We start from the raw sequence: 12641 nt of genomic DNA on the forward strand, positions 1-12641 counted from the left end.
GCACCAGGCGCTACCCCAGCTGAATCTCCGGCCGCCCCTCGGGAACGGTGACCGTCATGGCCGTGCGAACCGGCTTACCCGGCGTCGACACGGCATCGAGAACCCTTACCTCCGAACGCCATTCGGTGGGTGTCAGGGTGCTGCGCAGGTAGCCGCGACGGGCATTTCCGTACTTGACGTGGGGTGAACCGTCGGCGATCGCAGCACCGGTCTTGTCGATGTCGGCACCGTCCTTGCCCGACGCGATGGACGTGGTGGCGATCTCGACTCCCTGTAACGGCGAGACCTGATCCTGGTAGTCGCGTCGCAACTCCGAGACGATCGTCCGGTGGATGTCGCCGACGATCGACGCCACGTTCTTCGTGCCACGATCCCTGGCTCCGTCGAGAATTCGATGCCGGGACGCTTCGTAGCCGCTCCACGGATCCATGCCGACCTTGCGGTCGTTGCCCTGCCCCTGCGCGAGATCGGACATGACGGTCTGATGCGCCAGGAAGTTCCACCTCGACGGCGCCGCGAATCCGTCGAGGATCCATTGTTCCTGTGCCGCACCGGTGATGGTGCGCGCCGGATCCGCCGTCTCGGCGTCCTGCGCGTGCTCACCGTCTCCATGAGCCTGATCGCTGCGGTACTGCCGGGTGTCGAGCACCGAGAAGTCCACCAGATCACCGAACGAGAACCGGCGATAGACCTTCATGTCCGGACCGACGGGCCGCAGGTTCGCGCGCACCGGAGTGTTCTCCCACCACGCCTTGAACGCATCGGCCCTGCGTAGCAGGAACTCTCGGGGATCGTCGTTCTGGCTTGGGTCGTTCCGCGGGCTCCACTCCTGGGCGTCCTGACTGATCTGCGAGGCCCAGTTGTTGTCCACCTCGTGGTCGTCGAACGTCGAGACGAACGGTGCCGACGCATGTGCGGCCGCCAAGTTCTCGTCTGCCTTGTACAGGGCGTACCTATCGCGATAATCGGCCAGCACCATGGTTTCTCGGGCCGCCGATTCGGTGCGCGGCTCGCCCGCCCGCGCACCCTCGTTTTTGATCGCGTACTCGTAGATGTAGTCGCCCAGAAAGAACACCACATCGAGATTCGAGGCCGCCAGGTCCTGGTACGCGCCGAAGTAGCCGTCCTCCCATTTCTGGCACGAGGCCCAGGCGAAATCGAGGGTGCTCAGCGGCTGCCCAAGTGCGGGTGCAGTTTTGGTGCGACCGACGGGACTCGCATGTGGGCCGACCAGGAAACGGTAGAAATATTCGCGCGCCGGCTCGAGCCCGCGCACATCGACGTGAACGGACCAACCGTCGAATTCAGTTGCCAGCTCGATACCCTGCGCTGCGATACGACCGAACTTTTCATCGGCAGCGATCTGCCACTGGACCGGCACCACGCCGGGCGTCATGCCGCCCAGCGGGGCGAACGGATCGGTGGCGAGTCTGGTCCACAGCACCACCGAATCGGGCAACGGATCGCCGGAGGCAACACCGAGACGGAAGGGATAGTCGGGGGTGATCACGGACTGCGCACCTGCAGTCGCGGATGTCCCCGCAAGCTCGGGCGTGAAGGCCAGCGCCCCCACCAACGCACTCCACGTCAGAAACTGTCGACGTGTGGCCCCGGCCCGCAGAGAAATGTCGCGACCGATCCTGACGTCGTTACCTCGGTTCACCATTGCCCGAGACTCTCGTGCCCGGGCAAACTACATCCGTCATCGATTCGACGCAGAAATGAACACGGTAGATCCATTCGATTCAGGACCGTAACCGTCCGCGATCTCGGGAATCGTCAGGGCATGACGAACATCGACCGCACAGGATCCCAGATCGACCACCTCAATATCGGCGTCGCCGATCTCGCCGCCAGTGCCGAGTTGTACGGTGCCGCTCTGGCACCGCTCGGCATCACCGAGATCATGCGCGTGCCGCTCACACCCGAAGCGAACCAGCTCGCCATGGTCGCATTCGGCTGGGCGAAGGTGAAGCCCTTCTTCTGGATCGTCGACGCACCGGGGTCGGCCATCGGCCCCCACACCCATCTCGCGTTCAGCGCCCCGGACCGCACCACAGTCGACGCATTCCACGCGGCAGCACTGTCGGCGGGCGCGACCGAACTCCGGCCTCCAGGACTACAGCCGGAATACCACGCGACCTACTACGGATCCTTCGTGCGGGACCTCAACGGCATCGACCTCGAGGCCGTGTGTCACCACGGATGAACCAGGTCGTCATCCGAGATTGGAGAGTCGGTCATCGAGGCGATTCGAGCGCTGGTCGGGCCCTCCGCGGGTCTGACATTCGCCGTCACTGCCGAGCCCACCGCCCTGGGTGACGTCGCCCGAATCTCCTGGGCACTGTCGCCGCCCGACGCCCCCGCCGTAGTCTCGGGCCAGGACTTCGTCGTCGTGCAGGACAACCTGATCACCGAGCCGTACACGTTCATCGAACAGCCATAGCCGGCCACCCACAAGCCTCGACACCGCCGACGTACGCGTCAGATGAGCCGCGCCCCGGGGCCCGCCTTGCCCAGCTCGTCGCCTGGATTGAGCAGACTGCACTTGTTGAGGGACAGACATCCGCAGCCGATGCAGCCGGTGAGTTGCTCCTGCATCCGCGCAATCGACTGCTTCCGATCCTCCAACCGCTGGTTCCATGCAACCGAAATCTTGGCCCAGTCGCGCTTGTTCGGGGTGCGCCCCGACGGTAGGGACGCAAAGACCTCGGCCACCTCGGCGAGCGGTATTCCGAACCGTACCGCCACCTGAATCAGCGAGATCCGCCGAATGGCATGACGGGGGAACTTTCGGACGTTGCCCGCCGTCCGCTCGGCGGGAACGAGCCCGAGAGTCTCGTAATACCGGACCGCGGACACTGCGGCGCCGGTTCTGGACGCGACCTCCCCGATGGACAACAGTTCGTCACTGATACGGATCATGCCGCCTCCCAGCCGACACGACGAGTTGATCTCAAGTGAACTCGAGATCGTAGCCTTCCACACCATGCACTCCCCCACCGAATCCACGACCGGAACCTGGCGACAGCTGCTCGGCGCTCGCTACCTCGGCACCGCTACCGTTCTCGCCGGCGGCGTCGCGCTGTACGCCACGAACGTCTACCTGACGACCAGCCTGCTCCCCACGGCCATCGACGAGATCGGCGGCCAGCGCTACTACGCCTGGACTGCAACGGTTTTCCTCGTTGCGTCCGTCATCTCCTCGATGCTGGTCAGCAAAGTTCTGGCCGCCCGCGGACCTCGCGGTGCCTACCTGATCGGCCTGACGGTCTTCGCTCTCGGCACCGTCGTGTGTGCCGTCAGCCCCACGATGGAACTCTTACTGGTGGGCCGCACAATTCAGGGCGCAGGAGGTGGCCTACTGGCCGGACTCGGCTACGCCGTCATCAATGCCGCACTGCCGCAACATCTCTGGACACGAGGTGCGGCTCTGGTCTCGGCCATGTGGGGTGTGGGAACGTTCGCCGGACCGGCCGTCGGCGGAATCTTCGCGCAATTCGGAGCCTGGCGAATGGCCTTCGGTGTGCTCGTTCTCGCAGCTCTGGCCATGGCTGCCCTCGTCCCGCGAGCACTGCCCGCCCACACCGCTGAAGCCACCGAACCCAGCCCGGTACCGACACTGTCGCTGACCCTGCTCACCACGGCTGCCCTGCTGGTGAGCATAGCCGGCGTGGTCTCCAACCTCGCGATCACCGCGGCCATGGTCCTGGGAGGAGTACTGCTGCTGATCGCCTTCGTGGCCGCCGACCGTCGCGCAGCGCACGGCGTACTCCCCCCGTCGACCTTCGGCGCGTCCGCGCTGAAATGGATATACCTGACCATCGTCGTCCTCGCCGTCGCGTCCACGGTGGAGACCTTCATCCCACTGTTCGGCCAACGTCTCGCCGGATTGGCACCGCTGGCCGCCGGATTCCTCGGAGCCGCCCTGGCGCTCGGGTGGACACTCGGCGAGATACCGAGCGCGTCGGCCACCGCTCCACGCGTCGTACGACGCATCGTCATCGCCGGCCCGATCCTCGTCGCCGCCGGATTGTGCATCGTGGCAGCGTTTCTCACCGAGCAGGCAGGTCCCGGTTCGATCACCACGTGGGTAGTGGGTCTGCTCGTCGCGGGCGTCGGAATCGGAATCGCGTGGCCACACTTGGCCGTCGGTGCCATGACATCGGTCGCCGAACCGGGCGAAGGCGCACGAGCCTCGGCCGCCATCAACACTGTTCAGCTGATCGCCAACGCCTTCGGAGCAGCTCTGGCGGGCGTCCTGGTGAACCTCGGGGAACCGTCGACGCTGCGATCGGCGCAGTTGCTGCTGTTCACCTTTGCGGCGCTGGCATTCGTCGGTGTGACAGCGGCGGCGCGATCGCAGCGTTCATGAGTCCCGGTAGACCGAGTCAGGCCTGAACGACCCAGACCGAATTGCCGTCGGGATCGCGCAGTGCGAACATCGGCGGGACGCCGTCCACCTCTTCCATGAAATCGTCGAGATCGACGCCGCCGAGAGCGCTGAGCCGCTTGTGCTCGGCCGCGACATCGGCAGTCTCGACACCGATGGATCCACCGCCGGGCGTACCTCCCATCGGCGGGTTCAGGGCGAGCCGCGCCGTCGAACCCGGCGGGGCCACTTCCAACCACCGGTATTCGCTCTCGGGACCGAAGCGCAGATCACCGCGAATCTCGAACCCGAGAACGCGGGAGTAGAAATCGAGGGCTGCGTCCTGATCGGCGACGGTGAACATGGCCACGCCGATGTTCACGATTGTGCTGGGTGTTTGCTCGGTCATACCGGTACCGACTCGAGTGCCGCGGCAAACTCACCGCGCCCCCTCCACATAGAACAAAGCCCCGCACCGACCGAAGTCGATGCGGGGCTTTGTTGGTCACGCCCTGTCGTCGTGAGTGGAAACTCGTAGTGGGCTACGAAGTTCCGCTCACGTGCGACGGAGTCGCTCTAGCGGTATTCGTTGGAGAAACCGTAGTCGTCGAGCGGCACTGCAGCGCCGGTTCCCTGGCCGAAGCCGTCCGGGCTGTAGTACTGATCGTCGTACGACGGCACCGCGTATGCCGCGGCACGTGCCTCTTCGGTCGGCTGCACCGTGATGTTCCGGTACCGGTTGATGCCGGTACCAGCCGGGATGAGCTTACCGATGATGACGTTCTCCTTGAGACCTATGAGCTTGTCGCTACGGCAGTTGATCGCCGCATCGGTGAGCACACGAGTGGTCTCCTGGAAGGACGCTGCCGACAGCCACGAGTCGGTGGCCAGCGACGCCTTGGTGATACCCATCAGGACCGGACGTCCGGCTGCGGGCTCGCCGCCCTCGGAGACGACGCGACGGTTGCTCGACTCGAATTCGCTGCGCTCGGTGAGTGAACCGGGCAGGAATTCGGTGGAGCCGCTGTCGATGATCGTCACGCGACGGAGCATCTGGCGCACGATCGTCTCGATGTGCTTGTCGTGAATCGACACACCCTGCGACCGGTACACCTCCTGGACCTCGTTGACGAGGTGGATCTGAACCTGGCGAGGACCCATCACGCGCAGAACCTCGTGCGGATCGGCAGCACCTTCCATGAGCTGCTGGCCGACCTCGACGTGGTCACCGTCCGCCAAGAGGCGCTCGGTGCCGTCGTCGTGCTTGAAGACGCGCAGACGCTGACGCTTGGAGAGCTTGTCGTAGACAACCTCTTCGCCGCCGTCGTCCGGGACGATGGTGATCTTGTAGAAACGATCGCCGTCCTCGAGCTGGATGCGTCCCGACACGTCCGCGATCGGAGCCTTGCCCTTCGGAACACGTGCCTCGAACAGCTCCTGCACGCGAGGCAGACCACCGGTGATGTCATCTCCGGCGACACCACCCTGGTGGAAGGTACGCATGGTCAGCTGGGTTCCGGGCTCACCGATGGACTGTGCGGCAACGATACCGACGGCCTCACCGATGTCGACCAGCTTGCCGGTGGCCATCGAACGGCCATAGCAGGTGGCGCAGACGCCGGTGCCGGTGGTGCAGGTGAGCACCGAGCGAACCTTGACCGACGTGATGCCCGCAGCGAGCAGCGCGTCGATGGCCGGGTCACCGAGATCGTGTCCACGAGCGACGATGACCGTCCCGTTCTCGTCTACAGCATCGTTCGCCAACGTGCGGGCGTACGTGCTGGTCTCGACGTGAGCGTCGCGGATCATCTTGCCGTCGGCGGTCTTCTCGGCGATCGTCGTGACGATGCCGCGCTCGGTGCCACAGTCGGTTTCCCGAACGATGACGTCCTGCGAGACGTCGACCAGACGACGCGTCAGGTAGCCCGAGTCGGCGGTACGAAGCGCCGTGTCGGCCAGACCCTTACGAGCACCGTGCGTGTTGATGAAGTACTCGAGGACCGTCAGGCCTTCCTTGAAGGAAGACTTGATCGGACGCGGGATGAACTCACCCTTCGGGTTCGTCACCAAGCCCTTCATGCCGGCGAGCGAGCGAACCTGAGTCATGTTTCCGGCTGCGCCGGACTTCACGATCATCGGGATCGGGTTGTCGTCGGGGAAGTGGGCCTCCATGGCCTTACCGACCTGCTCGGTCGCGTCCTGCCAGATCTTGACCAGTGCGGAGTTGCGCTCGACCTTGTCGAGTGCGCCACGCTGGTACTTCTTCTCGATCTGATCGGCCTGAGCCTCGAAGGTCTCCATGATCTGCGGCTTCTCCGGCGGCACGAGGACGTCGGAGATCGAGATGGTCACACCCGAACGCGTGGCCCAGTAGAAGCCTGCGTCCTTGAGCTTGTCGACGGTCTGTGCGACGACGATCATCGGGTAACGCTCGGCGAGATCGTTGATGATGGTCGACTGACGCTTCTTCGGCATCTGCTCGTTGACGAACGGGTAGTCCGCCGGAAGCAGCTCGTTGAAGAGCACGCGTCCCAGAGTCGTCTCCGCGGTCCATGCATCGCCGCGGTTCCAGCCCTCGGGGAACAGCTCGTTCTCGATGTCACGCGGCGGGCGCTGCGTGGTGAGACGAACCCGAATCTGCGACTGCACGGTCAGCGATCCACGATCGACGGCCATCTGAGCCTCGGCCGGGGAGGAGTACGCCCCGAACTCGGCCTGATCGGTCGACGCGTCGACGCGCTCGCCGACAGCACCGGCATCGAGACGTGTCAGGTGGTACAGACCCGTCACCATGTCCAGACGCGGCATGGCGAGAGGACGGCCGGATGCCGGCGAGAGGATGTTGTTCGACGACAGCATCAGCACGCGTGCCTCGGCCTGAGCCTCGGCGGACAGCGGGAGGTGGACAGCCATCTGGTCACCGTCGAAGTCGGCGTTGAACGCCTCACACACGAGCGGGTGCAGCTGGATGGCCTTGCCCTCGACGAGCTGCGGCTCGAACGCCTGGATGCCCAACCGGTGCAGGGTGGGTGCACGGTTCAGCAGCACGGGGTGCTCGGCGATGACCTCTTCGAGAACGTCCCACACCTGCGGACGCTGACGCTCGACCATGCGCTTGGCCGACTTGATGTTCTGCGCGTGGTTCAGATCCACCAGACGCTTCATCACGAACGGCTTGAACAGCTCGAGAGCCATCAGCTTGGGCAGACCGCACTGGTGCAGCTTGAGCTGCGGGCCGACGACGATGACCGAACGGCCCGAGTAGTCGACGCGCTTGCCGAGGAGGTTCTGACGGAATCGTCCCTGCTTGCCCTTGAGCAAGTCGGAGAGCGACTTCAGCGGGCGGTTACCCGGTCCGGTGACCGGACGTCCACGACGGCCGTTGTCGAACAGGGCGTCGACCGACTCCTGCAGCATCCGCTTCTCGTTGTTGACGATGATCTCGGGAGCACCGAGATCGATCAGACGCTTGAGGCGGTTGTTGCGGTTGATGACGCGGCGGTACAGGTCGTTGAGGTCGGACGTCGCGAAACGGCCACCGTCGAGCTGCACCATCGGACGAAGCTCCGGTGGGATGACCGGGACAGCGTCGAGAACCATGCCCATCGGCGAGTTACGGCCGGCCTGGAACGCAGCGACGACCTTCAGACGCTTGAGCGCGCGCAGTTTCTTCTGACCCTTGCCACTACGGATGGTCTCGCGAAGAGATTCCGCCTCGGCGTCGATGTCGAAGGTCTGCATGAGCTTCTGGATGGACTCGGCACCCATGGCACCGGTGAAGTACTCGCCGTACCGGTCGATGAGCTCGCGGTAGATGAGCTCGTCGACGATGAGCTGCTTGGGAGCGAGCTTGGTGAACGTGGTCCAGATCTCTTCGAGACGATCGAGCTCACGCTGCGCGCGGTCACGGAGCTGACGCATCTCGCGCTCGCCGCCGTCCTTGACCTTGCGACGCACGTCGGACTTGGCACCCTCGGCTTCGAGCTCTGCGATGTCGGCTTCGAGCTTCTGCGCACGAGCCTCGAGATCGGCGTCGCGCTGATCTGCGACGGCCTTCTTCTCGACCTCCATCTCGGCCTCGAGCGTCGAGAGCTCGTTGTGACGGAGCTCGTCGTCGACCGTGGTGATGACGTAGGCAGCGAAGTAGATGATCTTCTCGAGATCCTTCGGAGCCAGGTCGAGCAGGTAGCCCAGACGCGACGGCACACCCTTGAAGTACCAGATGTGCGTGACCGGAGCGGCCAGTTCGATGTGGCCCATGCGCTCACGACGAACCTTGGCGCGAGTGACCTCGACGCCACAGCGCTCACAGATGATGCCCTTGAAGCGGACGCGCTTGTACTTGCCGCAGTAGCACTCCCAGTCCCGAGTGGGGCCGAAGATCTTCTCGCAGAAGAGGCCGTCCTTCTCGGGCTTGAGCGTGCGGTAGTTGATGGTCTCCGGCTTCTTGACCTCGCCGTAGGACCACTGACGGATGTCGTCCGCAGTGGCAAGGCCAATGCGAAGTTCATCGAAGAAGTTGACGTCGAGCACGTAACTTCCTTTCCCCGTTATGGGTGTTGTGCTGGAAGAGCAAATGAGAGAAACGCCTCCGGGCCTGCAGTGACGCAGGCCCGGAGACCACGGAACTACTGAGCGAGGTCGTCGACCGTGGCAGCTTCGTTGCGGGAGAGGTTGATTCCCAGGTTGGCTGCGGCACGCTCGAGGTCTTCGTCGTCACCGTCGGCCATCGTGATGGCAGCGCCGTCCGAGGACAGCACCTCCACGTTGAGGCACAGCGACTGGAGCTCTTTGAGGAGCACCTTGAAGGACTCGGGGATACCGGGCTCGGGAATGTTCTCGCCCTTGACGATCGCCTCGTACACCTTCACGCGGCCGACAACGTCGTCCGACTTGATGGTGAGAAGCTCCTGCAGCGTGTACGCGGCACCGTAGGCCTGCATGGCCCAGCACTCCATCTCACCGAAGCGCTGTCCACCGAACTGGGCCTTACCACCGAGGGGCTGCTGCGTGATCATCGAGTACGGCCCGGTCGAACGAGCGTGGATCTTGTCGTCGACCAAGTGGTGCAGCTTGATGATGTACATGTAGCCCACCGACACCGGGTACGGGAACGGCTCGCCGGAGCGGCCGTCGAACAACGTGGCCTTTCCGTCGGATCCGACCATCTGCTCGCCGTCGCGGTTGGGAATTGTGCTCTCCAGCAGGCCGGCGAGCTGATTCTCCTTGGCACCGTCGAACACCGGGGTGGCGATGTTGCTGTCGGCCGGAGCCGCCAGCATCTCCTCGGGCAGACGCTCGGCCCAATCGGGCTTGCTGCCGTCCGCGGCGATCTGCACGTTCCAACCGGTCTTGCCGATCCAACCCAGGTGGGTTTCGAGGACCTGACCGATGTTCATACGACGCGGAACACCGTGGGTGTTGAGGATGATGTCGATCGGGGTGCCGTCGGGCAGGAACGGCATGTCCTCCTGCGGGAGGATCTTGCCGATGACGCCCTTGTTGCCGTGACGGCCGGCGAGCTTGTCGCCGTCCTGGATCTTGCGCTTCTGAGCCACGTAGACGCGGACCAGCTCGTTGACGCCGGGAGGCAGATCGTCGTCGTCGTCGCGCGAGAAGACGCGGATGCCGATGACCTTTCCGTTCTCGCCGTGCGGAACCTTGAGCGAGGTGTCGCGAACTTCGCGAGCCTTCTCACCGAAGATGGCGCGCAGCAGGCGCTCCTCGGGGGTCAGCTCGGTCTCGCCCTTCGGCGTGACCTTTCCGACCAGCACGTCGCCGTCACGAACCTCGGCACCGATACGGATGATGCCGCGCTCGTCGAGGTCTGCGAGGACCTCGTCGGAGACGTTCGGGATGTCGCGAGTGATCTCTTCGGCACCGAGCTTGGTGTCGCGAGCGTCGATCTCGTGCTCCTCGATGTGAATCGAGGTGAGAACGTCCTCTTCCACGAGGCGCTGCGACAGGATGATCGCGTCCTCGTAGTTGTGGCCCTCCCACGGCATGATCGCCAGCAGCAGGTTCTTGCCGAGTGCCATCTCACCGTTCTCGGTGCAGGGGCCGTCGGCGAGGACCTGGCCGGACTCGACGCGCTGTCCCTCGTCCACGATCGGACGCTGGTTGGCGCACGTGCCCTGGTTGGAACGCGCGAACTTACGCATCCGGTAGGTCTTGCGTGATCCGTCGTCGGCCATGACCGTGACGTAGTCGGCGGAGACCTCTTCGACGACACCGGTCTTCTCGGTGATGACGACGTCACCGGCGTCGACAGCGGCACGCAACTCCATACCGGTACCGACGATCGGAGCCTCGCTGCGAACCAGCGGGACAGCCTGACGCTGCATGTTCGCACCCATCAGGGCACGGTTTGCATCGTCGTGCTCGAGGAACGGAATCATCGCGGTGGCGACGGACACCATCTGGCGAGGCGAGACGTCCATGTAGTCGATGTCGTCGGACGAGACGAACTCGACCTCTCCACCCTTACGACGGACGAGAATCTTGTCCTCGATGAAGTGACCCGAATCGTCGACCGGAGAGTTCGCCTGCGCGAGCGTGTGGCGATCTTCCTCGTCGGCGGTTAGGTAATCGACATCGTCGGTCACCTTGCCGTCGACGACCTTGCGGTACGGGGTCTCGATGAAGCCGAACGGGTTGACGCGTGCGTACACCGACAGCGATCCGATCAGGCCGATGTTCGGGCCTTCCGGGGTCTCGATGGGGCACATGCGGCCGTAGTGCGAGGGGTGCACGTCGCGGACCTCGAGGCCGGCGCGCTCACGAGAGAGACCGCCGGGTCCCAGTGCCGACAGGCGACGCTTGTGCGTCAGACCCGACAGCGGGTTGTTCTGGTCCATGAACTGCGAGAGCTGGGAGGTTCCGAAGAACTCCTTGATCGCAGCGACGACGGGACGAATGTTGATCAGGGTCTGCGGCGTGATCGCCTCGACGTCCTGAGTCGTCATACGTTCGCGCACGACGCGCTCCATGCGGGACAGGCCCACGCGGATCTGGTTCTGGATGAGCTCACCGACGGTACGCAGACGACGGTTGCCGAAGTGGTCGATGTCGTCGACCTCGACGGGAACCTCGACGCCCTCGGGTGCGGTCATCGAGGTCTCACCTGCGTGCAGACGCACCAGGTACTCGATGGTCGCAACGATGTCTTCCTCGGTGAGGGTCGACGCCACGATGGGCTGGCCCGAGTTGAGGCCGAGCTTCTTGTTGATCTTGTAGCGACCCACGCGAGCGAGGTCGTAGCGCTTGTCCTTGAAGAACAGGTTCTCCAGCAGGGTCTGCGCCGACTCCTTGGTCGGCGGCTCGCCCGGACGCAGCTTGCGGTAGATGTCGAGGAGAGCCTCGTCGGTACCGGCGGTGTTGTCCTTCTCCAGCGTGGCCATGAGGATCTCGGAGAAGCCGAAGCGCTCCGTGATCTGCTCGGTGGACCAGCCGAGAGCCTTCAGCAGCACCGTGACGGGTTGGCGACGCTTGCGGTCGATACGCACACCGACGGTGTCGCGCTTGTCGACGTCGAACTCGAGCCAAGCACCGCGGCCGGGGATGACCTTGACGCTGTGCAGGTCCTTCTCGGTGGTCTTGTCGATCGAGTGATCGAAGTAGACGCCCGGAGAACGCACCAGCTGCGAGACGACGACACGCTCGGTGCCGTTGATGATGAAGGTGCCCTTGTCGGTCATCATCGGGAAATCACCCATGAAGACCGTCTGGCTCTTGATCTCGCCGGTGTTGTTGTTGATGAACTCGGCGGTGACGAACAGCGGAGCTGCGTACGTCATGTCCTTGTCCTTGCACTCATCGGTCGAGGCCTTGACCTCGTCGAATCGTGGGTCGGAGAAGGAAAGCGACATCGAGCCCGAGAAGTCCTCGATCGGAGAGAGCTCGGTCAGGATGTCCTCGAGTCCGCCGGAGACACCACTGTCTCCGCGGGCGGCGGCACGGTCGCGCCAACTCTGCGCACCTACCAGCCATTCGAACGAATCCGTCTGTACATCGAGGAGACCGGGTACCTCCAACGGCTCGCGAATGTTCGCGAACGAAACCCTCCTCGGGGCTCCCGGTGTTCCGACAACTGCCTTGGTCTGGCTAGAGACTGCCAAGATGCGTCCTTCCAGCACCTCACGCGGGTCGCGCCGTTCCGTCGACTGACAGGACCTGTCAGCTGACACGACATGGCGACCGCCGCTGTATCTGTTTGCTATATGTGGGGCGAATTTCGGCTGGTCGCAACCAGACCGAATCCCCATCACAG

The 12641-nt window shown here is 64.1% G+C and carries 7 protein-coding genes; 2 read left to right on the forward strand and 5 right to left on the reverse strand.

The annotated features are described in order from the left end of the window. Positions 1 to 10: 10 nt before the first annotated feature. Positions 11 to 1666, reverse strand: a complete 1656-nt coding sequence (locus K414_RS0123750; RefSeq protein WP_027498207.1) for an alkaline phosphatase D family protein — start codon at positions 1664 to 1666, stop codon at positions 11 to 13. A 120-nt stretch (positions 1667 to 1786) separates the two neighbouring features. On the opposite strand from K414_RS0123750, the gene K414_RS0123755 reads away from it, so the two are divergent. Beyond that, positions 1787 to 2209 carry a VOC family protein gene (locus tag K414_RS0123755; protein WP_027498208.1) on the forward strand — a complete coding sequence of 141 codons (423 nt, stop codon included), beginning with the start codon at positions 1787 to 1789 and terminating at the stop codon, positions 2207 to 2209. Between the two features lie 275 nt (positions 2210 to 2484). Here the strand turns inward: K414_RS0123755 and soxR are convergent, their stop codons facing one another. Beyond that, the gene (gene soxR, locus K414_RS0123765) at positions 2485 to 2922 is read right to left on the reverse strand and encodes a redox-sensitive transcriptional activator SoxR (RefSeq protein ID WP_027498210.1); all 438 of its coding nucleotides are present in this window, start codon (positions 2920 to 2922) and stop codon (positions 2485 to 2487) included. 67 nt (positions 2923 to 2989) lie between these two features. On the opposite strand from soxR, the gene K414_RS0123770 reads away from it, so the two are divergent. Continuing rightward, the gene (locus K414_RS0123770; RefSeq protein WP_027498211.1) at positions 2990 to 4375 is read left to right on the forward strand and encodes an MFS transporter; all 1386 of its coding nucleotides are present in this window, start codon (positions 2990 to 2992) and stop codon (positions 4373 to 4375) included. A 16-nt stretch (positions 4376 to 4391) separates the two neighbouring features. Here the strand turns inward: K414_RS0123770 and K414_RS0123775 are convergent, their stop codons facing one another. From K414_RS0123775 to rpoB, 3 genes are all read right to left on the reverse strand, one after another. Continuing rightward, positions 4392 to 4781, reverse strand: a complete 390-nt coding sequence (locus tag K414_RS0123775) for a VOC family protein (RefSeq protein ID WP_027498212.1) — start codon at positions 4779 to 4781, stop codon at positions 4392 to 4394. Positions 4782 to 4948: 167 nt separating this feature from the next. Continuing rightward, positions 4949 to 8905 (reverse strand): DNA-directed RNA polymerase subunit beta', encoded by a 3957-nt coding sequence (locus tag K414_RS0123780; protein WP_027498213.1) that lies wholly within the window; start codon positions 8903 to 8905, stop codon positions 4949 to 4951. Between the two features lie 95 nt (positions 8906 to 9000). Next, entirely contained in the window at positions 9001 to 12507 is a 3507-nt protein-coding gene (rpoB, locus tag K414_RS0123785; RefSeq protein ID WP_027498214.1) for a DNA-directed RNA polymerase subunit beta, read from the reverse strand. Between the last annotated feature and the right edge of the window lie 134 nt (positions 12508 to 12641).

Origin of the sequence: Rhodococcus sp. JG-3, from assembly GCF_000482405.1 — a bacterium.
In the GTDB taxonomy this organism is placed as follows: domain Bacteria; phylum Actinomycetota; class Actinomycetes; order Mycobacteriales; family Mycobacteriaceae; genus Rhodococcoides; species Rhodococcoides fascians.

Coding starts and splice junctions, on each gene's coding strand:
- K414_RS0123750 (WP_027498207.1), bottom strand. CDS start 1,666: ATGGTGAACCGAGGTAACGACGTCAGGATCGGTCGCGACATTTCTCTG.
- K414_RS0123755 (WP_027498208.1), top strand. CDS start 1,787: ATGACGAACATCGACCGCACAGGATCCCAGATCGACCACCTCAATATC.
- K414_RS0123770 (WP_027498211.1), top strand. CDS start 2,990: ATGCACTCCCCCACCGAATCCACGACCGGAACCTGGCGACAGCTGCTC.
- K414_RS0123775 (WP_027498212.1), bottom strand. CDS start 4,781: ATGACCGAGCAAACACCCAGCACAATCGTGAACATCGGCGTGGCCATG.